The 21,586-nt window shown below is 63.8% G+C and carries 24 protein-coding genes; 6 read left to right on the top strand and 18 right to left on the bottom strand.

The features are described from left to right. Nucleotides 1-20: 20 nt before the first annotated feature. From J5474_RS19775 to J5474_RS19755, 5 genes are all read right to left on the bottom strand, one after another. Nucleotides 21-986 carry an ABC transporter substrate-binding protein gene (locus tag J5474_RS19775; RefSeq protein ID WP_209363320.1) on the bottom strand — a complete coding sequence of 322 codons (966 nt, stop codon included), beginning with the start codon at nucleotides 984-986 and terminating at the stop codon, nucleotides 21-23. 99 nt (nucleotides 987-1,085) lie between these two features. Next, complete coding sequence (locus J5474_RS19770) at nucleotides 1,086-1,343, bottom strand: PepSY domain-containing protein (RefSeq protein WP_209363317.1); 258 nt, start codon at nucleotides 1,341-1,343, stop codon at nucleotides 1,086-1,088. Between the two features lie 32 nt (nucleotides 1,344-1,375). Beyond that, complete coding sequence (locus J5474_RS19765) at nucleotides 1,376-1,810, bottom strand: hypothetical protein (RefSeq protein WP_209363315.1); 435 nt, start codon at nucleotides 1,808-1,810, stop codon at nucleotides 1,376-1,378. 11 nt (nucleotides 1,811-1,821) lie between these two features. Next, on the bottom strand, nucleotides 1,822-2,790 hold the full coding sequence (locus J5474_RS19760) for a YVTN family beta-propeller repeat protein (protein ID WP_209363313.1): 969 nt from the start codon (nucleotides 2,788-2,790) through the stop codon (nucleotides 1,822-1,824). Between the two features lie 8 nt (nucleotides 2,791-2,798). After that, entirely contained in the window at nucleotides 2,799-3,986 is a 1,188-nt protein-coding gene (locus J5474_RS19755; protein ID WP_245216601.1) for an ABC transporter substrate-binding protein, read from the bottom strand. A gap of 155 nt (nucleotides 3,987-4,141) precedes the next feature. Here J5474_RS19755 and J5474_RS19750 point away from each other — a divergent pair, with 155 nt between their 5' ends. The 4 genes from J5474_RS19750 to J5474_RS19735 are packed head-to-tail and all read left to right on the top strand — an operon-like array spanning nucleotide 4,142 to nucleotide 6,933. Next, nucleotides 4,142-4,645 carry a DUF3280 domain-containing protein gene (locus J5474_RS19750; RefSeq protein WP_209363311.1) on the top strand — a complete coding sequence of 168 codons (504 nt, stop codon included), beginning with the start codon at nucleotides 4,142-4,144 and terminating at the stop codon, nucleotides 4,643-4,645. Further along, nucleotides 4,642-5,193, top strand: coding sequence for an SRPBCC family protein (locus tag J5474_RS19745; protein ID WP_209363309.1), 552 nt, complete (start codon nucleotides 4,642-4,644; stop codon nucleotides 5,191-5,193). Before J5474_RS19750 ends, J5474_RS19745 begins: the two co-directional genes overlap by 4 nt. Further along, nucleotides 5,156-6,118, top strand: coding sequence for a YVTN family beta-propeller repeat protein (locus tag J5474_RS19740; RefSeq protein ID WP_209363306.1), 963 nt, complete (start codon nucleotides 5,156-5,158; stop codon nucleotides 6,116-6,118). Before J5474_RS19745 ends, J5474_RS19740 begins: the two co-directional genes overlap by 38 nt. After that, entirely contained in the window at nucleotides 6,115-6,933 is an 819-nt protein-coding gene (locus J5474_RS19735; protein WP_209363305.1) for a quinoprotein dehydrogenase-associated SoxYZ-like carrier, read from the top strand. Before J5474_RS19740 ends, J5474_RS19735 begins: the two co-directional genes overlap by 4 nt. Before the next feature lie 46 nt (nucleotides 6,934-6,979). Here the strand turns inward: J5474_RS19735 and J5474_RS19730 are convergent, their stop codons facing one another. The 7 genes from J5474_RS19730 to J5474_RS19700 all read right to left on the bottom strand — a co-directional run bounded on the left by J5474_RS19730 (nucleotide 6,980) and on the right by J5474_RS19700 (nucleotide 13,358). Further along, nucleotides 6,980-7,555, bottom strand: coding sequence for a PQQ-dependent catabolism-associated CXXCW motif protein (locus J5474_RS19730; RefSeq protein WP_209363303.1), 576 nt, complete (start codon nucleotides 7,553-7,555; stop codon nucleotides 6,980-6,982). Further along, nucleotides 7,552-8,403 (bottom strand): substrate-binding domain-containing protein, encoded by an 852-nt coding sequence (locus J5474_RS19725; protein WP_209363410.1) that lies wholly within the window; start codon nucleotides 8,401-8,403, stop codon nucleotides 7,552-7,554. Before J5474_RS19725 ends, J5474_RS19730 begins: the two co-directional genes overlap by 4 nt. Next, nucleotides 8,387-8,920 (bottom strand): c-type cytochrome, methanol metabolism-related, encoded by a 534-nt coding sequence (locus J5474_RS19720; protein WP_425342904.1) that lies wholly within the window; start codon nucleotides 8,918-8,920, stop codon nucleotides 8,387-8,389. The genes J5474_RS19725 and J5474_RS19720 overlap by 17 nt, the downstream gene beginning before the upstream one ends. 126 nt (nucleotides 8,921-9,046) lie before the next feature. Then, nucleotides 9,047-10,849 (bottom strand): methanol/ethanol family PQQ-dependent dehydrogenase, encoded by a 1,803-nt coding sequence (locus tag J5474_RS19715; protein ID WP_209363298.1) that lies wholly within the window; start codon nucleotides 10,847-10,849, stop codon nucleotides 9,047-9,049. A gap of 123 nt (nucleotides 10,850-10,972) precedes the next feature. Next, nucleotides 10,973-11,368 carry a c-type cytochrome gene (locus tag J5474_RS19710; protein ID WP_209363296.1) on the bottom strand — a complete coding sequence of 132 codons (396 nt, stop codon included), beginning with the start codon at nucleotides 11,366-11,368 and terminating at the stop codon, nucleotides 10,973-10,975. Between the two features lie 26 nt (nucleotides 11,369-11,394). Further along, complete coding sequence (gene fghA, locus J5474_RS19705; RefSeq protein ID WP_209363294.1) at nucleotides 11,395-12,222, bottom strand: S-formylglutathione hydrolase; 828 nt, start codon at nucleotides 12,220-12,222, stop codon at nucleotides 11,395-11,397. Between the two features lie 8 nt (nucleotides 12,223-12,230). Further along, nucleotides 12,231-13,358 carry an S-(hydroxymethyl)glutathione dehydrogenase/class III alcohol dehydrogenase gene (locus J5474_RS19700; RefSeq protein ID WP_209363292.1) on the bottom strand — a complete coding sequence of 376 codons (1,128 nt, stop codon included), beginning with the start codon at nucleotides 13,356-13,358 and terminating at the stop codon, nucleotides 12,231-12,233. A 168-nt stretch (nucleotides 13,359-13,526) separates the two neighbouring features. On the opposite strand from J5474_RS19700, the gene J5474_RS19695 reads away from it, so the two are divergent. Continuing rightward, the gene (locus J5474_RS19695) at nucleotides 13,527-14,144 is read left to right on the top strand and encodes a hypothetical protein (protein ID WP_209363290.1); all 618 of its coding nucleotides are present in this window, start codon (nucleotides 13,527-13,529) and stop codon (nucleotides 14,142-14,144) included. On the opposite strand, the gene J5474_RS19690 is transcribed toward J5474_RS19695, so the two are convergent. Further along, nucleotides 14,145-15,176 (bottom strand): quinoprotein relay system zinc metallohydrolase 2, encoded by a 1,032-nt coding sequence (locus tag J5474_RS19690; RefSeq protein ID WP_209363287.1) that lies wholly within the window; start codon nucleotides 15,174-15,176, stop codon nucleotides 14,145-14,147. It lies immediately after the preceding gene. Nucleotides 15,177-15,301: 125 nt separating this feature from the next. Here J5474_RS19690 and J5474_RS19685 point away from each other — a divergent pair, with 125 nt between their 5' ends. Further along, nucleotides 15,302-16,111, top strand: coding sequence for a quinoprotein dehydrogenase-associated SoxYZ-like carrier (locus J5474_RS19685; RefSeq protein WP_209363284.1), 810 nt, complete (start codon nucleotides 15,302-15,304; stop codon nucleotides 16,109-16,111). A 35-nt stretch (nucleotides 16,112-16,146) separates the two neighbouring features. Here the strand turns inward: J5474_RS19685 and J5474_RS19680 are convergent, their stop codons facing one another. From J5474_RS19680 to J5474_RS19660, 5 genes are read right to left on the bottom strand one after another with little or no spacing between them, the layout of a single operon-like run. Next, nucleotides 16,147-16,452, bottom strand: coding sequence for a hypothetical protein (locus tag J5474_RS19680; RefSeq protein WP_209363409.1), 306 nt, complete (start codon nucleotides 16,450-16,452; stop codon nucleotides 16,147-16,149). A gap of 56 nt (nucleotides 16,453-16,508) precedes the next feature. Continuing rightward, nucleotides 16,509-17,183 carry a hypothetical protein gene (locus J5474_RS19675; protein WP_209363282.1) on the bottom strand — a complete coding sequence of 225 codons (675 nt, stop codon included), beginning with the start codon at nucleotides 17,181-17,183 and terminating at the stop codon, nucleotides 16,509-16,511. A gap of 15 nt (nucleotides 17,184-17,198) precedes the next feature. Next, entirely contained in the window at nucleotides 17,199-19,496 is a 2,298-nt protein-coding gene (locus J5474_RS19670; RefSeq protein ID WP_209363280.1) for a PAS-domain containing protein, read from the bottom strand. A 13-nt stretch (nucleotides 19,497-19,509) separates the two neighbouring features. Next, entirely contained in the window at nucleotides 19,510-20,673 is a 1,164-nt protein-coding gene (locus tag J5474_RS19665) for an FIST N-terminal domain-containing protein (RefSeq protein WP_209363278.1), read from the bottom strand. Between the two features lie 39 nt (nucleotides 20,674-20,712). Beyond that, nucleotides 20,713-21,438 carry a response regulator gene (locus tag J5474_RS19660; protein ID WP_209363276.1) on the bottom strand — a complete coding sequence of 242 codons (726 nt, stop codon included), beginning with the start codon at nucleotides 21,436-21,438 and terminating at the stop codon, nucleotides 20,713-20,715. Nucleotides 21,439-21,586 lie beyond the last annotated feature (148 nt).

The raw sequence follows: 21,586 nt of genomic DNA, 5'->3' as shown, positions 1-21,586 counted from the left end.
TGCGTCTCGCTCAGGGCCACTTACTTGACGTCGGCAAAGAGCCCCTCGGGCACCTTGGTGGCTTTGCCCACCAGCTCCGCGCCGCCAAGCTCGTTCATCAGCGTCAGCATCTTGTCGGCACCCTCCACGTCGACCGGCCCGCGCGACGGGGAGCCCGCCAGCCAGTCGGCTTTCAGCGCCTCGAACTGGCCGTCGTTGCTGGCGTTCATCGCGGGGCGGATCGCCTCCCATGCTGCAGTGTCGGCGGCCAAAAGGTCCTTTGCGTCGCGCGAAGCGTCATAGAGCGCCTGCGCCATCCCCGGATGCTCGTCGAGAAAGCTTTGCTTGAAGTAATACCCCAGCAGCGGTGTGTCCGGGTTCAGCCCCAGCGCCTCGCCGGCTTCGGCGACAGAGATCACCTCGACCATGCCCGACGCCTTCATCTTGGCGAGGAAGTGCCAGAAGTTGATGGAGCCGGTGGTCTCTCCGCCAAGGCCCGCCTTGAAGATCAGCGGCGGTGCGCCAAAGACCTGTTCCGTCTCGGCCTTCAGATCCATGCCGTATTCCTGCTGCGCGTAGGCCCGCAGGATCAGCCAGGACTTGTCCAGCGGTCCTCCGGCGATGCCGACCTTGGTGCCCGCGAGATCCTTCAGCGAATTTACCCCGGCGTCGGGCTTTGCCACCAGCCCGCCGACGGCCTTCGAGTAGGGGACAAAGACGTAATCCTTGCCCTCGGCGTTCTGCCGCGCCACCCAGATCCAGTCTGCCACCGCGATATCCGCCTCGCCACCCTCGACGGCGACGCGGGTCGCGCCGTTGTCGGCGTAGGGCTGCATCTCGAGATGGAAGCCGTGCTTCTCGTCGAAACCGTTGTCGATGATGGTCTGCATTTCCCAGTTCACCGTGCCGATCTTCAGCGTGGCGGCGCGGATGGTGGGCAGGTCATCGGCCCAAGCGGGTGCGGCCAGCGCGATGGCCGCCACGGTGCCCTTGATGAAATCGAACATTGTCTTTTCCTCCCCTCACGCGGCGAAGGGGGCATCCGCCCCCTTGCCCTTGATCCGATGATAGAAGCCGCGCGCGACAACGCATCCGCTGCTTAAGTCTCATTCCGCCCGGCGGCTGACCTCGTTGAGGTCGGCATCGAGCCGGATGTCATATTGCTGACCGCCCTTGCAGATCACGTCGTCAAGGTCAAAGCCGCCGTCGTCCTCCATTTCGATGTCGCCGGCATCCATCTGGCATTCCATGTCGGTCAGCATCGACATGATCGCGTCGACGGTTTCCTGCGGGATGCTGTGGCTTTCGGCGTGGACCGGCGCGGCGAGGCCGAGCGCGACAAGGGCCAATACGGTGTATTTCATGATCGTCTCTCCCAAGGTTGCAGTTAATCGGGTCACTGTATGGAAATCTTCACCTCCTGGCTGGCCCCGGTCGATCCGGGGATCTTCAGAACGTGGGTGCCGGGCTTGATGGCGATGAAGGACAGTTCCACCACGCCCGCCTTGTCGAATTCGATCGAGTCGACCGCCATGGGGCGGACCTCGATCTGGTTTATGACGATTTCGTTCATCCAGATCGCCCGGAAGAACGAAGAACCCTCGACCGCCAGTTCGGCCGATCCGTCCGCCTCGATCACCAGCGTGTAATAGGCCCCTGACTGCAGCGCGACATCTTCTCCCAGCGGCTGACCGGAGGCCAGCGTCAGGTGGATGTCCTCACCCCGGTTGCACGACGCGAGCAGCCCGGCGAAACCCAGGTTGTCACAGAGTGGCGCGGCTGCGGCGGGCGATGCCAGCATGAGCGCCATCAGGGTCGCAAACGTCTTCATAATATTCCCCCTCACTCGATCACTGCCACGCCCCAGGGCTGCTGCCCCACGGGAATGGACTTGATCGCCTTTTCCTTTGCCACCTCGATCACGGTGATGTCGTTGGAATTGCCGTTCGTGGTCAGCAGATACTGAAAGTCCGGCGTGAACTGCAGTTGCCAGACGCGCTGACCCACCATGATGTATTTTTCGACCTCGAGAGTCTCGCCGTCGATCACCGCCACCCGGTTCGCAGGTCCCAGTGCGACGAAGATCCGACTGCCGTCAGGCGTGACCTTGACCCCGACCGGCTGCAACCATTCGGGCAACACGCCCGGCACCTCGAAGCCGATCTTCTTTACCAGCGTCGGTTCGCCGCTCTCGGCGATGTCCATGACTGACACGGTGCCACCGATCTCCGACGAGACGAACAGCCGCTTGCCGTCGTCGGTGTAGCGGGCGTAGCGCGGGCGCTGGTCCACCAGCACGTTGTACTTGATCTCATAATCCTCGGTAGAGATGAAATGCGCCATGTTGGTGGTTTCAGAGGTGTTCACCACGAATTTGCCATCGGGTGAAATCGCCATGCCTTCCGGTTCGACGCCTACCGGGACCTCCGCGAGGATGACGTGCTTCTCCGTGTCAGTGACGGTCACAAGGTTGTCGTCCTCATTCGCAATGAACAGCGGATTGCCGGAATGATCGAGCACGAAGAGCTCCGGATCGGGGCCGGAGGGCAGCGTGAAGACCTCCTTGTGGGTAGCGGTGTCGAAGACCCGAACGAGGCTGTCGTCGGAGGCCGCCACATACAGCAGCGCACCATCCGGAGAGACCGTCACCCCGCGCGGTCGGTTTCCGGCGAAGAACTCGTCCGTGACTTCCCAGCTGTCGGTGTCGATGACCGTCACGGTATTGCCGCGCTCATTGGTGACAAAGGCCTTCCCGGCCAGCGCCGGAAGCGCGCAACAGGCCAGCGCGGTGGTCAGCAGAAGTGTCTTCATGGCGATCCTCATTCAAAGGCCTTGCAGGCGGATTCCGGTCGATCCAGCCCCAGCGAGTCCAATGCCGATGTCTGGTGCAGGAACCCGTCCTGCGGCGAGACGGAAACGGTGATCATCCCATCGTACAGGATCACGGGTTGGCGCAGCTGACCATTCCACGGGCGGAAGGTCACCGCCTGCCCCTTGAAGGCGGCAAGCTCGAAAGCGGGCGACAGCGCATAGTCGCGGATCTCCAGCGCGTCGGTGGTCGCGGCGCGGGTGACGGCTTCACCGATGACACGCAGGGCGAGCCAGACGTTGTAATCCTCCGGCTTGACGTAGCGGCCAGTGAGCGCCTCGAAACGGGTCTGGTACTGCGTTGCGCCCCATGCTTCGTGTGCGGCGTGGAAGGTGACAGGGCGCAGTCCTCCTGAGCCCAAGACCGGGCGCGGATCCCACAGGTTGTAGCTCAGGTAGCGGGCGAAATAATCCGTGGCATCAGCGGCGATCACCACATCATGGCGGGAGGCCCCCTGCGTATCCACAGGCAGTTGACGCTGCACCAGAACGTGGCCGGTATCGGTGCGCCGGGTGCCGCCGGGATCGGCAAAGCTGCGGTCCTCGGTGATCTTCGCGCCAAACTTCTTCGCCGACCTGCGATAGGCCTCTGCCAGCGCGATGTCGGCGGGGTTGGAGCCGGAAATCAGGAACCAGCGGGTCCACTTCTTCCAGACGGCGAATTGCGCGACGGCGTCAGTCATCATCTGGTTCGACGGCGAGATATGCAGCAGATTCGCGTTGCAGGCCTGATCACGCAGGTCGGTTCCGGCGGCGGTGGCATTCAGGACGAGCGCGTCGGCGCTTGCCGCCTTTGCTGTCAGGCGTAGAAGGTCTTCGTCCTCCGCCATCACCACGATCATCCGGATTCCGTCCGCCAGCAACTGATTCATCGCGGCATCAGCCTCTTCGGGCGGGACGGCAACGGTACGCGTTTCGAATGTGTTGCCGAGGAACCTGCCGGTGGTGTTGTTGTCCTCATCCGCCAGGACGGCCCCGGCGAAACCGGCATCCTCCGTCCGCAGATCATAGCGCGATATCGGCAGCAGCTTCTGGTAGTCCACCCGCAGGACGGCGGCCCGCACATCCAGCGCAGCGCCCTGCCCGGCGGCAATCATGGTGATAAGAACCGCCAGGAGCGGTGCCAGCAAACGTTTCAAATCTTCCTCCCGTGGCCCTTGTTCGCGAACCGGACCCCCTTCGGCGGAGCCTTGCAGAACGCGCATAGCCTGCAACCGATACCTTTGATCGTGTTGCGCATTTCAGCGTAACCCAGCCACGATGTTCAACGAGTCTTAATTTCTAAGAAGGGTTCATGCGCCTCGTTCTTGCCTTTGCTTTCGCCACCTTGGCCGCGCCTTTCGCCGCCGGGGCGGAACCGCTGGGAACGGTGGCCTTCTTCGGGCTGCACCTGCTGGACGATTCCCTGCAGACCACAACGCAGGGGCAGGATCCGGCGGAACTGGAGCGTCTGCGCCGATTGGAGGCAATGGTACGCGAGCGGTTCGTGGAGGGCGGCTATACGCTGGTTGGCCTCGCCCCGGTGCAGGCGGAGCTTGACCGCGTGGTGAACCCGGCCAAATGTTACGGATGCGACACCCGCATGGCGACAAAGCTGGGCGCGGACTACGCGCTGGTTGGCGAAGTGCAGAAGATCTCGAACCTGATCCTGACCATGAACCTGCAATTGCGTGATGCCGCGACCGGCGAAACCGTGAAGGGCCGCGTGGTCGATATCCGGTCGAACACCGATGAGGCCTGGACGCGCGGCATGCGCTACATCCTGAAAACAGCCTTTTTCAATGGGGAGAAACCATGAGAAGACGCGAATTCCTGATACTGGCCGGGGCGGCCCTGGCCTTGCCCAGCGTCGCGCTGGCGCACGGTCCGTCGCGCCAGAAGGTGACGCTGACCACCGAACTTGCCGCCGAGCCTGCCGATGTCTGGGCCGCCGTAGGCGATTTCCAGGACATGTCATGGCACCCGGCGGTGATCTCCTCCACCGGCGAGAACGGCAACGAGATCGACGCCACGCGTGACCTCTACCTGTCCGACAAGGGCGCCGAGGGACCGCTGCTGAAGGAAGTGCTGTACAAGTACAGCGCCGACAAGATGACCTATTCCTACCGCATCCGCGAAGACAATGTGGAGGTGTTGCCGGTCACCAACTATTCGTCGCACCTGACGGTCAAGCCGCGCGACGGCGGCGGATCCATCGTGGAATGGCGGGGCGCCTTCTACCGTGGCTACCCGAACAACGACCCGCCGCCCGAACTGAACGACGAGACGGCCATCGCCGCTGTTACCGACGTTTATCAGGCGGGCCTTGATGCGCTGGTCGAGAAGTTCGGTGCGCCGGGCGCGTGATCTTCTCCTGACACTCTGTCTCGCCGCCGGACCGCTGGCGGCGGGGGACCTTCCGCTCGCTTACGTCACTTGCCAGAATGGCAACGCGCTGAGCGTACTGGACTTGTCGAGCGGGCAGGAAACCGCCCGCTGGGACGTCCCCGGAAACCCCGCTGGCGTTGCCTGGACGAGGGCGGGCGTCTACACGGTCTCGCCCGAGGACAAGACAGTACGCCGCTTTGACCCAGACGGAACTGTGGCGGCTCAGGTTACGCTGGACGGCGGACCAATCGGTATCGTCGTGGACGAGATGCGCGGGCGGGTCTACGTCTCCGACTGGTTCAACCATCGCATCTGGGCGCTGAGTGTCGATCTGGAGCCGGTGAAGTCGATGGAAACCGGCGCTACCCCCGCCGGGTTGGCGCTGTCGGATGATGGTAGATGGCTTGCCTCCGCCGACAAGGATGCGGATCAGATCAGCCTTTTTCATGCCGAAACCGCCACCCTTGCCGCGCGTATTCCGGTGGGGGAGCGTCCCTTTGGTCTGCAATTCGCCCCCGATGGCCGATTGTTCGTCGGTAACGTCGGATCGAACGATGTCTCGGTCATCGACACCGAAGCAGCGCACGTCACCGCCACCATCCGGGTGGGCGAACGCCCCTATGGCGTGGCCTTCGCGCAAGGCCGGGCTTTCGTCACCAACCAGTATGCCAACACCGTCTCTGTCATCGATCTGGCTACGCTAAACCCTCTGACGACAATCGAGGTCGGTGAATACCCCGAAGGCATCGACGTCACACCTGACGGCACGACCGTGGTCGTCGCCAACTGGTTCGAGAACAGCGTCACCCTGATTGACCCCCTGGCCTTGACGGTTACGGGCATCATCGAGACCGCCGACGGCCCCCGCGCCTTCGGTCCATTCATCGCCGGAGGACTGCCATGAAACACCTCTGCCTGCTACTCTGCACCACCGCCCTGCCCGCCCTCGCGGGTGAAACCTGGGACGAACTCGTTCCCCAGATCTGGCCCGACCGCGCGCTGCTCGATGGTAGCCAGGTCATCGCCATCGACGCGCCCTATCGGACGCAGAACGATTCGCGCACCCAGGTGGCCGCCATGGTCCGCGCACCGGACGGGCTGACGCTCGGCGAAGTGACACTTGTGCTCGACGAGAACCCGATGCCGGTCTCCGCGATCTTCACGCTGGAAAATCCGCAGCGGTCCTTCTTCTTTGACGTGACGATGCGTGTGAACGGCCCGACGCCACTGCATGTCGTGGCCGAAACGACCGACGGGCGGCTCTGGATGGCAGAAGGGTTTGTGAAGACCTCCGGTCAGGGCGCGTGCGCGGCGCCCCCCGGAACCGACCCGGCGGAGGCACTGGCCAGCTTGGGGCGGATAGCGCTGGAAGTCACCGACTTGCTTCCCGGCACGGCGCCGGGTCCCGGCTCCGCCTCGGGCAGGCTCGCCGCGCTGGCCGACCGGCACCGCAGGCTGGACGTGGACATACAGCATCCCTCGCACTCCGGGATGCAGATGGACCAGATCACGCTGCTATACATCCCCATGCGCTATGTGGGGGACGTTCAGATCGACCTGGATGGCGCTGGATACGTGGGTGTGACCGGCTCCATTTCGCTGTCGGAAAACCCTCGTCTGGGCATGTCCGTACCGGGCAGTACGCGCTCCGTCGATGTGACGATGACCGACACGGACGGCACGGTGACGACCGCGCATCAGGATGTCGCAGGATTCTGATGCTCCGGAGTCGGTGCCTTCGCAGGCAAAAAGCGGCCAGCGCGCCCTACTCGGCCTGAGGCTGGCCGGTCATCGGGGTGACGCGTGCCAGCGGGTAGTCCCACAGCATCCATCCGTCGGTCCCTTCGGGCAGCCAGTAGACCGTATCGTAGCCCCATTCGGCGGCGCGTTTGGCGGCGTTCCAGCTCATCCAGCAATCCTCAAGACAGAAGAAGACCACCGGGTGCGAGGGATCGTCTTTCGTGGCCTGCCTCAGTCCGCGCCGGAAATACTCCGCCGTGACCTCTGCGATTGCACCGTAGCCGACGTTCGGCAGCCAAAGGGCACCTGGAATCGAATCGCGCGGCTTGTCTCGCCAGATGGTGCCCTCGGGAAGGTCCGCTGGCTTCGGCGCCTGCGGCATAACGTCGATAAAGGCGGCGCCGCCCTGCCAGAGCCGGTACGCCTCCTCGGGGCCAACCACCGTGCCACCCTTGACGGTAGCGGGCACAAGGCCACGGTATTCGTCCATGCGGTAGCCGTCGGGTTCAGGTGCCTGCGCAGACAGCGGTACGGCAAAGGAAAAAAATGCGTAGATCAGCGCGGCCACTCGGCCTCCCCTCCGGAGGCCGGGCCGGCTCATTGCCCGAGGTCCAACATGGCATCGCCCATGTCGTTGACCAGAGGCACACCCGCCTCCGACAGGATGGCGTTGATCTCGTCCTGGTTGCGACGGATGAGCGAATTCAGTTTGCGCTGCCAGACTTTCTCGCCCTGCCGCACGCCCATGGTGATACGATAGAACATCTTCGGCGGCAGGCCATCGCCCAGCAACGGAATGACCGTCAGATCCGGATGCGACTGTTTGACCAGCGGGCCGCCGATCGGGCCCCAGAGAACGGCGGCGTCGATCTCGCCTTTGTCCAGGTCGTCGAGCATGTTCAGCGCCGGGCTTTCATAGCGGCGGTCGACAACCAGCGCGTAGGCCTTGGCCTTTCCGATCAGCCCGTTGCGTGCCATGTGCGTCGCCGGGGGTGATCCCGCGATGATGCCGAGGCGCTTGCCCTTCAGAGCCGGATCGCCAAGATCCGCAACGCCAGCCAGATCGCCATCCGCCGGAACGATCAGCACATAAGTCGAAGTCATGTAGTGGTTCGTGTTGAGCACCAGCTCATGACCCTGCGCATATCCGATGACCAGATCGCATTTCTTGGCCTTCAGAGTGTTGCGGATAAAGCCGGTGGCCATCGGGTACCAGGTGTACTGCACAGGCAGTCCGAGCTTGTCCGCCACCAGCTCGGCCAGCTTGTTCTCGTATCCCGTGCCGTCCTTGGAGGACATCGGGAGATTGGCCGGGTCCATGCACACCCGTAGTGCATGGGTGGAAACGAGGTCCGAGGTCTGTGCCCCCGCCGCGAGCGGCAGCAGGCCCAGGAGCAGTGCTCCCAGACCCGCGGTCAGCCCTCGGGTCTTTTCACCCCATGCAGGCATCTTCGCGCTCGCGCTCGGCATCGGACTTGGCCTCCTTCTTGGCGGGGCGGCCGCGCGCAATCGCGTCCATGCCGCGCGCCTCGAGGTACACATAGATATCGTCGAGGTAACACATGACGTTCTTGTTCTCGCCGAAGTGCGGCATGACGGAATTGCCGTTCTGGCGACCGTTCACCACCACGTCGAAGAAGTCGTAGTAGCCCATGTGCACAGCGGAGTTCTTGATCTTCGGCGCGTAAGTGGAGCCTTCGCCGTCGGGGCCGTGGCAGACGTGGCATTCGGAATGGTAGCGGCGGAAACCGGAGAAGGTCAGCCAGTCAACGGTGCCGTCCTCGGCAACGTTGAATGTCACGACATCGTCGGCATTGTAGTAGCGACCGTCCTCTTCATAGGCGACGGCGGTCTGTTCTTCATACTGGGCGGGGTCGACGGGCTGGTCGCTCCAGGCCTGCGCCATGGCTGTGGCGGGCAGGACGGCGACGGCGGCGGCGACGAAAAAACGGGATGCGGTGCGCATCATGGGCGTTCACCTTCTTCGGAGAGCAGTGGAGGGAGAGGGTCCGACGCACCCTGCACGCGCGCATCGGACCCGAGTTTTCCGGCAATCCGAGGCCCCCGGCAGGGGGCCTCGGCCGTCGTCCGCTCAGTTCGGGAGCGAGAAGACGGTCAGCTGACCGCCGAGCGCGGTGTAGTCGCTCAGGGCCGCGTAGCCGCCCACGGCGCCCAGACCGTCGTTCGGGTTGGTCAGGCCAGCCGCGAGGCCGATACCAGCCCAGCCGCCGATACCCGACAGGATACCGATGTACTGCTTGTCTTCATGCTGGTAGGTCATGACGTTGCCGATGATGCCCGAGGGGGTCTTGAACTTGTACAGTTCATCGCCGGTCTCGGAGTCGACTGCCTTCAGGTAGCCTTCGAGCGTGCCGTAGAACACGATGTCGCCCGCGGTTGCCAGCGCGCCGGACCACACGGAGAACTGCTCCGGGATGGACCACTTGATTTCGCCGGCAATGTTGTCCCAGGCAATGAAGTTACCCATGCCACCATGGCTGTCCGGTGCCGGGTACATCGCGAGGGTCGCGCCGACGTAGGGCTGACCGGCGGTGTAGGACACGCGGAACGGTTCGTAGTCCATGCAGACGTGGTTGGTCGGGACGTAGAACATCTCCGTCTTCGGGCTGTAGGCCGCCGGCTGCTGGTCCTTGGAACCAAGCGCCGCCGGGCAGATGCCGGTGGAGTTCACGTCTTCGCCGTTCTGCTCGGTGGAGTACTCCGCGACGACGGCGGGACGGCCGTAGTTTTCGGAGTTCGGGTCCATGTCGACGCCGGTGGTCCAGTTCACCGCCGGATCGTACTTGTCCGCCACCAGAAGTTCGCCGGTCACGCGGTCGAGGGTGTAGCCCAGACCGTTACGGTCGAAGTGGGTGAGCAGCTTGCGCGGCTGGCCGTCGATCTCCTGATCGGTCAGGATCATCTCGTTGATGCCGTCGTAGTCCCACTCATCGTGCGGCGTCATCTGGTAGAACCACTTGGCCTCGCCGGTGTCGATGTCACGCGCCATGATGGTCATGGACCAACGGTTGTCGCCGGGACGCTGCGCCGGGTTCCAGGTCGAAGGGTTACCCGTGCCGTAGTACATCAGGTTCTCTTCGAGATCCGCCGAGTACCAGCCCCAGGTGGTGCCGCCGCCGATCATCCACTGATCACCTTCCCAGGTGTTGGTGCCGGAGTCAGCGCCAACGGGGGTGCCGAGGTGCGTGGTGTTCTCCGGGTCCACGAGGATGTCCTCGTCCGGGCCCATGGAGTAGGCGCGCCACGCCAGCGAACCGTCCGCGATGTTGTAGGCGGTCACGGAACCGCGCACACCAAATTCACCACCCGAGATGCCGACGATGACCTTGTCCTTCACCGGAAGAACGGTGGCGGTGTTGGTTTCGCCCTTGGCCGGATCGCCGTTCACGACTTCCCACGCCACTTCGCCGGTCATTGCGTCGAGCGCGACGACCTTCGTGTCGGCCTGATGCAGGAAGATCTTGCCATCGGCATAGGCCACGCCGCGGTTCACGGTATCGCAGCACATCACCGGAATGACGTCCGGATCCTGCTTCGGCTCGTATTTCCAGATGATCTTGCCATCGTCATTCAGATCGAGGGCGTAGACGATGTTCGGAAACGGCGTATGGACATACATGATGTCGCCGATCACCAGCGGCGAACCTTCGTGGCCGCGCAGGACGCCGGTCGAGAAGGTCCATGCAACCTGCAGGTCCTTCACGTTGTCCTTGTTGATCTGGTCGAGTTCCGAGTAGCGCTGGTTGGCGTAGTCGCCGGTCTGGATCACCCACTGTGCGGGGTCGTCCATCTTTGACGTAAGGTCGTCGTTCGCCCATGCCGTGCTAGCGACACAGAGAGCGAGACCCGAGGTCATCAGTTTGATCGATCGCATGATCTTCCTCCCGTTGATCGCGGCTTGCGCCGCTTGCTGGCTGGCCCCGCTTCGTGCGGGGCCTTGCCGGTTCTCGCCGCGGTGTCGGGTCTCCCTCCCGGCTCCGCGGCAATCCTTGTGGCCTTATTCCTCGAAGGTAGCGAGGTACGCGATCACATCCGCGCGGTCCTCATCCTTGCGCAGGCCGGCAAAGGCCATTTTCGTGCCCTTTGCAAAATCCTTCGGCTTCTTCAGGAAAGCATCGAGGTGCTCCGGCGTCCAGGTGTCGCCGGCCTCGCCCATTTCCTGCAGAGTCTTGGAATACTTGAAATCCTCGTGGCCGCCGATAACCCGGCCCACGACGCCGTTCAGCGCCGGACCGGTCTTGTTCTCGGCGCCTTCGCCGACCTGGTGGCAGGCCTTGCACTTGCGGAAGACCTTCTCTCCCGCCTCTGCGTCACCTGCCATGCTGTGGCTCTCGGCTGCCGCCATCACGGGCAGCAGGGTCACAAGTGCGGTGGCGAGTGTTTTCTTGAGCATGTCAGAACCTTCTGATTTCGAGTTTGCTACTGGAGCCGCTCGGCGTGCCAGGCAACGTGATCTCCGGCGAACGAATTCACAAAGAAGTACGAGTGGTCGTATCCCTTCTGCATCCGGAACGTTCCGGGCTGGCGGCGGCGGGTCATCATCCCCGCCAGGGCGTCGGGCTTCAACAGCTCAAGGAACTGATCGGCCCCTCCCTGATCCACCAAGATATCTCCTTTCCAGCCCCTGTCCTCTAGTAACAAGGTCGCATCATGGTCCGACCACGCGCTTTCGTCGTCGCCGAGGTAGGCGGAAAGCTGCTTGCGGCCCCAATCGGATTGCGTCGGGTTGGCGATCGGCGCGAATGCCGAAAGGCTGGCAAAGAGGTCCGGGTTGCGCATCGCGATGGTCAGGGCACCGTGCCCGCCCATCGAATGGCCGGTGATGCCGTGCCGGTCGGTTTGAACCGGCATGGCCTTTTCCACAATGTCGCGCAACTCGCTCACCACATAGTCGTACATGCGGTAATGCGGCTTCCACGGTGCGCGGGTGGCGTTGACGTAGAACCCCGCCCCCTTGCCAAGGTCGTAGGCCTCGTCGTCCGCGACGCCCTCGCCGCGCGGCGAGGTGTCGGGATAGACAATAGCCAGCCCGTGGCGGGCGGCGTGCTCCTGGAGACCGGCCTTCGTCATGGCGTTCTCGTGGGTGCAGGTCAGGCCCGACAGATACCACAGCACCGGCACGGGGCCGTCCTCCGCCTGCGGGGGCGTGTAGACCGCAAAGGTCATCTCGCAACCGCAGGTGTTGGAGTCGTGCTTGTAGACCCCCTGCACTCCGCCGAAACAGCGATTTTCGGAAACCGTCTCCATCACGCGCCTCAGAACTCGACGACTGCGCGGATCGACTTGCCTTCGTGCATCAGGTCGAAGCCGTGGTTGATCTCCTCGAGCTTCAGCTTGTGCGTGATCATCGAGTCGATTTCGATCTTGCCGTCCATGTACCACTCGACGAATTTCGGCACGTCGGTGCGGCCCTTGGCGCCGCCGAACGCGGTGCCCTTCCAGACACGGCCCGTGACCAGCTGGAACGGGCGGGTGGAGATTTCCGCCCCCGCCGGCGCCACGCCGATGATGACCGACACGCCCCAGCCACGGTGCGAGCACTCCAGCGCATCGCGCATGACCTTAACGTTGCCCGTGGCGTCAAAGGAATAGTCCACGCCACCGATCTGGTCGGCGCCCCGCTTGGTCAGGTTCACGATCTCCTGGACTGTGTTCTCGACCTTCGAGGGGTTGACGAAATGGGTCATGCCGAACTTCTTCGCCATCTCGGCCTTGTCGTCATTCAGGTCGACACCGATGATCATGTCGCAGCCCGCCATGCGCAGACCCTGGATCACGTTCAGGCCGATGCCGCCGAGGCCGAAGACCGCCGCCGTCGATCCGATCTCCACGCCCGCAGTGTTGATCACGGCGCCGATCCCGGTGGTCACGCCGCAGCCGATGTAGCAGATCTTGTCGAAGGGCGCGTCCTCGCGCACCTTGGCCAGCGCGATTTCCGGCAGCACCGTGTGGTTGGCGAAGGTCGAGCAGCCCATGTAGTGGTAAATCGGCGTACCATCGAGCATGTGAAAACGCGTGGTGCCGTCGGGCATCAGGCCCTGGCCCTGGGTATTGCGGATCGCGGTGCAGAGGTTGGTCTTGCCCGACAGGCAGGACGGACACTCGCGGCACTCGGGGGTGTAGAGCGGGATGACGTGGTCGCCCGGCTTCAGGGTGGTGACGCCTTCTCCGACCTTCACGACGACGCCAGCGCCTTCATGACCGAGGATACAGGGAAAAAGCCCCTCCGGGTCGGCGCCTGAACGGGTGAATTCGTCGGTGTGGCACAGGCCCGTGGCCTTGATCTCCACAAGGACTTCTCCGGCCTTCGGATCGTCCAGTTCGACTTCCATGATTTCAAGGGGTTTGCCGGCCTCGAGGGCCACGGCGGCACGTGTACGCATAGTAAATGTCCTCCCTCGGCCCCTGTTGCAGGGCCTGCGTTTGCGGTGAGTATGAAAGCCTGCGACCTCTTGGCACAATGCAGACCATCGGATGCATTCGGAGGTATACCATCACCGTGGACAGGCGCGACCCCCTCCGCCATCCTGCGAAAAACGGGAGGAAAATTCATGACAACGCGCAAGCCTCTTGCCTGTTTGGCAGCGCTTTTCATTGCCGGGCTGGCTCCTGCCGCCATGGCCGCCGATTACGCCGACCCGACCTGGCCCTGCATCCAGCGCAAGGTGGAAAACCTGTCCGCCGGGCTGATGTGGCCCACGCCGATCCCCCAGTCCCGGCCGGAGGACGAATCAACCCGCCGCGCCGTCACTACGCTGGCGGAGACCCTGGCCATCCGACGCCTGACGCTGGAGGAGCTGGAACCCGAGGTCGCCGCCTTTGCCGAAGCGCACGCTGGCGACGCGGACCTCATGGGGCTGGTCTTCGACGGTGTGTTCCACAGCCTCGCCACCCGGCGGTCACGGATCATGGAAGGGATCGGGGACTTCTCCCTTTCGCAGATCGCACTGTCGGAGAAGATCGAGGGCGCCCGTGTCGAGATGGATGCCGAGATGGCGAAAGAAGACCCCGATTTCGACAAGGTCGATACGCTGGAAGAGCAGCTGGACTGGGACCAGACAATCTATACCGACCGGCAACAGTCCATTCAGTACCTTTGTGAAACGCCTGTGCTGCTGGAAAAGCGGCTCTATGCCATTGCACAGATGCTGCAGGCCCACACGGAATGACTATTCCCACTCCAGCTCGGTAAAGGCCACGGTGGCGTTGCGCGGATTGTAGGCGTCGAACAACACCCAATACGGGCGCTCGCTTTCTGCGATTTGCTCCACTGCCGCGCCCAGCCGTTCGCCCGCGTCGATGGCGGCGCGCGTGTCGTGTGCAAGCGCATCGAGATACCGCGTCAGGGCCTCCGCGCCCTCCGGCCACGGTAGGGACGCGGCGCCATGACCCGGCACCACGCGGGTAAAGGGTTCGTCGGTCAATCCCGCAATCTCCCGCTGCCAGCCCCGGATCGACCCGTCCAGCGCGGGTGTATGGCGGTGGAAAAGCAGGTCGCCCGCGATCAGAGTGCCGGTGGCCTCGTCCACCACGCTCAGGTCCACTCCGGTATGCGCCGGGCCGTGTGGCACCAGCCGCATAACGCGCCCGCCAAGGTCGATCGTCGTCTCCTGCGCCACCGTACTGTCGATTCGCGGCGGCATGGTCCCGGCAAAGGCCTCATCGCCCAGCAGGCGGCGCAGGCTCTCTAGGTAGTTTTGCTCCCGGTCCAGCAGCGCACGTGGCAGGCCCGCGTGCCCCATGACCCGCGCGCCCGCCTCCGCCAGAACGGAGGCGCCAAAGACGTGATCGGGGTGCATGTGGGTCAGGATGACATGACTCACCGGCAGATCGGTGCGCGCCCGGATCGCCCGCCAAAGCGATTCTCCGATCCAGCGTGCGGAACCGCTGTCGATAACGGCCACGGACCGCTCTCCGATCACGAATGCGAGATTGGAAACATCGCCGCGATTCGCCTGGTCCGGCTCCTCGATGCGGCCTTCGTGGACGAACAGTCCGGGCGCGACCTCCTGCACGGTCAGCGTCCCGCCGACCTCCCGACAGAACGGCGCCCCCACCGGCGTGCCGGCCAGAAACGCCGGGATCACGGGGGTTTGCGCACCGCACGCGGCCTCTGTCGCGGACTCGAAACCGGGCAGCAGCGCCTCCCGGCAGGTAACCTCGCCCGCGCCCATGCAGAGCGCCACAACCATCTCGAACATGCTTGCTCCTCCCCGCCCCCAGCTTCGCAGAAGCCCGACGTCGCGCCACACCGACTTATGACGCATGTGGACGCGTGGCTCTTTCATGGCATTCTCCCGCCACACCCGTGCGAGGAGGAGCAAGCATGGCCCACACCCTGAGTGCCGTGGCGGTAATCGCCCTGCTGGGCGTCACGTCCGCCCTTGCGGCGGAGCAGAACCCCCTGACCCCAAGCCCAACCTGGGAAGACCTGCGTTTCGACGTCGTGGGAGAGCGGACGATTTCGGACGTCGGCAGCCCGCTGGCCGTCGAAGCGCCCTATCGCGCTCATGACGCCGCCACCGTTCCGGTGATCCTGCGCCAGACGGACGCCGACGCGACGATCAAGAAGGCCACCGTCATCATCGACGAGAACCCCGCCCCGGTCGCCGCCGACCTGACCTTCGGACCCGGCATGGCCCCGGTTGATATCGAACTGCGCGTGCGCGTGAACCAGTATTCCAACGTGCGGGTGCTGACTGAAACACCCGCCGGTTTGTTCATGACGGGCCGCTATGTGAAGGCGTCGGGCGGCTGTTCCGCCCCAGCCTCCCGCGACCCGGAACAGGCGCTGGCAGGGTTGGGCCAGATGAAGCTCCGCCTGTTCGGAGAAGCAGAGCCGCAACAGTCCATGGCACGCCGCGAGGCGCAGATCATGCTGCGGCATCCCAACTATTCAGGCCTGCAACGCAATCAGGTCACGCAGCTGTTCATCCCGGCGCATTTCATCGACCACATGGAGGTCTGGCAGGGCGACGAGATGCTGTTCACCATGGATGGCGGCATTTCCATTTCGGAAAACCCCGTGTTCCGCTTCGGCTACACCGACAACGGCGCGCCCTCGCTGCGGGTGGTGGCGACGGACACCGAAGGCAACCGATTCGAACAGGTTCTCGCAAAAACCGCAGGCGGATGAGCGGCCCGGGGTCGTTTGCGACCTCGGGGCCGTCGTCAGAAACAGACCACCTCGGCCTCGGCCTGCGCGCGGCGCAGGTCGGCGACAAAGGCCTCCGCAGCGGCAGCGGAGTTGAAGACCGCCATGCGTTCACCGCCCACCCGGCGCATCGACAGCACGGTTTCCGCCTCGAGATACTTCTCGTAGGGCAGGATGGCCGCGATTTCGTCGATGGAGCAGCTGCATTTCTCCAGCACCTGCCGCGAGCGCCCGTTGGTGGCCATGCAGGCAAAGACGTAATCCGCCCGTGCCGAGGTCGGGTAGTCGTTGTAACGTTGCGCCGCGTCCTGCGCGACCCCCATGCCGGGAAAGCAGAATGGCAACGCCAGCGCCGCGCAAAGTATTGCCGGGAGCCGACTCACTGCGCCGCCTCCAGCGCGCGGAAATCGATTTCTGACAGGTAAGTGGGTGCTTTGCCTTCGCCGGGGACGCTGGCGGTGAGACTGACGTACCAGCCGGGCACCTCGTCGGACATGACCACCTCAAGCTCCAGTTCGTCGAAGCCTTTCATCCGGTCGGCATTGGGGTCGTTTTCGAAGGGGCGGAGGGTGACGCTCTGGGTCGGTATGACCTTGCCATCGACTTCCGCCTCGCCCGCAATGACCTCCGAGGATTTGACCAGAGAGTCCTTTACGCGGTTGCGGATGTAAAAGGGGCTGCCGCCCGCCGATTCGGCCATGTCGCGCACGACGCTTTCGTAGAAGAACATGATCATCGGGTTGCCGACACTTGCCGGGAACCTGCCCAGGCCCCGGTGCTTGTCGTCCTCGCGTTTCAGCTCCAGAACGGCCATCAAGGCGCGTTCCTTGTCAAAGCTCATCTCGATCTGGCCGCTGTCGCGTTCGGCGGCCGCAGGATTCAGCGTGTTCGAAACGGCCCGCGTGTAGGTCAGCGTCTGCCCCGGCTCCACGTCGTCGAGCGTGTGCTCTCGGAAAAGCAGGTCATAAGTCGCTTTGCCGTCCAACTGTTCCGCCGCCAGTGCCGGGGTCAGCGGAATGGCTAGGAAAAGGGCTGCGATCAGGGTGTTGCGCATGGTGATGGTCCTCCCTCAGCCGAGACTAGCGACCGGCCCGGGACTGTCACCAAAGACTTTCGGCGCAGGTCCAGATCCTGGCCCTGAGTTCGGCCCCGACTTCTGCCCAGACTCCTGCCGCGCCCGCAGTTTCCATTCGATCAGCGGGCGCAGGCGGGAAACCTGCACCGGCTTCGTCATGACGGCGAAATCCTGCTCGGCCCCCGCCCGCAGCAGACGTTCGCGCCGGTCAGCGGTGATCATGATGGCGGGGACGTGGGTCGCGCTGTCGCGCCGGATCGCTTCGATGGTGCGCAGACCGGTGTCGTCGCCGTTCAGCTGGTAGTCAACCAGCAGGATATCGGGCGGCATTCCCATGTCCGCCATGTGGGCCAGCGCCTCTTGCGTCGACTTCGCCGCCAACACCGAGGCACCCCATGTCTCCAGCGTCTGGCAGGTGGCATAAAGCACGTCCTCGTCGTTCTCCACCACCAGCGCGATGCAGTTCTCCAGCGATTCGCCCGCCTGCGGCAGCGCAGGGGCGGTGTCGAGCGGCAGCTCCTGCTGTACCTCGTCGAACTCGATGCAGAAAACGGAGCCGACGCCGATCTCGGACGACATCCAGAGCCGGTGCCCGAGATGGCGGCAGGTGCGTTCCACAATGGACAGGCCAAGACCCACACCCGAGCCCGGCGTCACATTTCCGGCACGGGCGAACTCCTCGAAAATGCGGGTCTGATCCTCCGCACCGATGCCGATGCCGGTGTCCCATACCTGCAGCACGATGCGGCCTGCCTTGCGGCGGCACCCGAGCAGTACCCGCCCGCCCCCGGGCGTATACTGGATCGCATTCACCACCAGGTTCTGCACGGAGCGCAGCAGGTACACCGGGTCCGACCGCACGAAGGCCGAGCAGGGCGAAACCTGCAGACGCACGCCGCGTTCCTCCGCCAGCGGCGTCTGATCCTCGTAGACGCTGCGCATGATGGCCCCCAACGAGAGCGTGGAGGGGCTGACCGTATCGCGGTCTGCCGAATCCAGCCGCGAGATATCCAGAAGAGCGTGCAGCAGTTGCTCGATGGAGGTGAAGGCGCCCTTCAGCCGCCCCACCATCGGCGCGTGCTCCGTTTGCGCGGCGTTGGTCTGCAAAGTGGCAAGCAGCAGTTTTGCCGCGTTGATCGGTTGCAGCAGGTCGTGGCTGGCGGCAGCGAGGAAACGGGTCTTGGATGACACCGCCGCTTCCGCACGTTCCTTGGCGACACGCAGCTCTTCCTCCACCCGTGCCTTTTCCTCGTATTGCTCGGTCAGCCGGGCGTTGGCGTCTGTCAGTTCGGAGGTGCGCTCTTTCACCCGTTTTTCCAGCGTCTCTGTGGCCCGGATCTCCAGCGTGACGTCCTTCAGTTCCACAAGGAATCCGCCGTCCGGCATCCGGTTCGCTTGCAGGTCGATGACCTGTTCCGCCCGCGACCGCACCTGCCGCCGGAGCCGACCTTGCCGCATCAGTTCCCGGCGCCACTCGTCCACTTCCAGCAGCGTATGATCAGAAATGAAGCCGCGGATGGTCATCAGGTGCAAAAGCCGCGTCAGCGTCATGCCCTTTTGCAGCGCCGTCATCGGCAAACCGGTCAGCTGCCGGAACTGCTGGTTGTGCATCACCAGATCGCCGTCGCCGGAGAACGAGCAGACCCCGGAGGTCATGTTGTCAAATACCGCCTGCAGATAATCCGCCTGCCGGTCGATCAGATGCTCCTTTTCGGAGCGGTTCTGCCGCACGATGGCAGTGATGTCAGTCAGCAGCAGCACCGTGTTGTCGAGCGAGGTGCGCTGCAACGATAGCTGATACCAGCGGTCCTCCGTCAGTTCGATCACCGAGGATGCCGAAGGTGCCCCCCGCGCCCCCGCGCTGATCTGCCGGTCGGTCGAGATCACGTGGCGAGAACGCCCCATGAGATCGAAATAATCGGGCAATGGCAGCCCCTGCACCACCTCGCCCGCCACGTCCGGCAAAAGATGCTGAAAGAGGTCGTTGCAGATGTCCAGCTGCCCCTCGGTAAAGAGCGCGAAGCCCTCTCCCATCACCGCCATCGCCTCGTCGAGGTTCTTGCGCGTGCGTTCGCGTTCGGTGCGGATACTCTTCAGTTCGTCGGCGGCGCGTTCGAGGTCGCGGGTCTTTGCCGCCACCTGGCTTTGCAGTTCGATGGCCGACTGGAATGCGGAATAGGCGGTCTGGCCGACCTCGTTCTGCCGGGTGGCGCGGCGCACCAGCGCCTCGATGATACGGGTCTGGCGCAAAAGTTGCAGTTCGGGCGGTTCCAGCGGGTCGATCAGGTTCATTGCGCCTCGCCTTTCAGTAGAGACCGCCGCGCGGTCGGGTGTAGAAGGCCACGCCGACAAAGGTCTGGTTCATATGCAGGCCGCAGTGCTGTTCGCCGTAGGTGTTGAAACCCAGAACGCGGCGGCGGCGAAAAATATCGGAGACCTGCGCGCCGAGGTTCTTCTCCTCGATCTCCAGTTTGCGCAGCACACAGTCGAAACCGAGGATGAAATCGGGCCGCGCGCCGGTGACGTCGCGGGTGTTCAGTTCGGCCTCAAGCGTTTCGATAATCGCCTTGCCGCGCCCCAGCACCATGATCAGCCCGTCGTCGATGGCGGCGAGAAACCCCAGAGTATGCGGCGGTTTGAGCTCTGACACGGCGCGGACGTAGTGGTTTTGCTTGTGGCAGACCAGCATGGGGTTCTCGGCGAAGACCTGCGGGGTCAGATCCGCCACGGTGCAGCCGACGAGGCGGGCGTATTCCTTTGCCGCCGGTGCGCCGTTGATCTCCGTGACCTCGCGTTCTTCGGTATTGGCCTCCGTCACGACCAGTTCGTGCCCCTCCGGCAGGAAGTGGTCAAAACTCAGGCCCTCGAAATACAGGTCGGTTTCGATCAGCAGCACCAGCGCCACATTGTCGTGAAACGTGCCGTTGTGCAGGATCAGCGTACGCTCGAACGCCAGCCCGTCGCCCGCGGACCCGCCAAAGACCGGCACCCCCTCCAGCACGGATTCCAGAACAGAGGCCAGCAGGTCCTCCTGTTTCGACAGCCCGTCGGCAAAGACCAGCGCCAATCGGTTCCAGCCTGCGGTATGGATGAAGCGGCTATTGGCGCGTGCCATGGTGTCGGCGATCCCCGCGATACCCATCGGCTTCAACGGCGCGATCAGGGTGGAGGCACAGCGGAAATGCTCGCGGCGAAAGGCGATCAGCAGCAGCGCGTCGGTCTCGTAGCCGTTGGGCGTGATCTGCCCCGCCGTGGTGCAACCAAAGACGGGCACAGTGTCGAGCATTTCCGAAAAGACCCGCGCCACCGTGCCGGGGTCAAGAGCGGCAGGCAGGAGCGCCAGAATAAAACATGTGTCGTCCAGCTGGATGCCCGCCGCCGCCTCCCGTGCGGCCGTTTCGCTGTCAGGGTCGGCGGAAAAGGCCACCGACACACAGGTCGGCAGTCCGTTTTCCAGATCGTCACGCATTGGACCGGCCCTTGGCTGCGAGAGGCGGGGATGAAGGGTTCAATGGCACAGGAAGCTGTGCGCCTCGGGCTCGTCCATGCCGGCGGGCGTCCGGGCGTTGGCTGCTTCGATCATCAGCGCCGCCTGGGTACGGTTCTGCGCCCCAAGCCGCCGCAACAGCGCTGTGATATGCGCCTTCACCGTGGCCTCCGCCAATTGCAATTCGTAGGCGATCTGTTTGTTGGGCTTGCCCGCGCATATCAGTTTGACCACCTTCTTCTGCTGCGGCGTGAGCGCAGCGAGCTTGTGGTTGATATCGTCCTGCGCCGCGTCCGGCGTGCACTGCGGGCCGTTCTGCTGGTACTCCGTCGGCACGAACTTTCGACCGCGCACGATCTGGGCCAGCACCTCGCGCAGGTCCTCCACCGGTGTGTCCTTTGTCACGAAGCCCGATGCGCCCTCGTCCATCAGCGCGTGCACCAGCGCGCGCGAGGTCAGCGAGGAAATCACGAGGATCGGCGTGTCAGGCAATCGGGCCTTCATGGTGACAAAGCCGGAAATGCCCTGCACGTCGGGCAGCTTCAGGTCGAACATCACCAGATCGGGCTGGAAGCCATCGTCCAGAGCTTTCAGAGAATCCTTCAGCGAGCGTGCCTTCTGGACGGCGGCATCGGGGTACATGCCCTCAAGCGCGGAAGCGAGAGCGTCACTGAACAGCGGGTGATCATCGACGATCAATACCGAAGTGATCGCGTCAGCACGCGGCACAACCTTGAAGTGTTGCATTGGTAGTCCTCCCTGTCGCAGAGGCTAGCGCAACTGCGTCATTTTGCAACACCTGCGCGGAAAATTGCAGCGGGAAGAACAAGGGTGAAATTGCGGGCAAGTGCCCGCAATCACGGCGTTTCATCAGGCTGTCAGGACAGCTTGCCGT

This window comes from Sagittula salina (genome assembly GCF_017813235.1).
In the GTDB taxonomy this organism is placed as follows: Bacteria; Pseudomonadota; Alphaproteobacteria; order Rhodobacterales; family Rhodobacteraceae; genus Sagittula; species Sagittula salina.
Note: the sequence above shows the minus strand (reverse complement) of the source record. Positions and strands in the feature narration are given on the sequence as shown.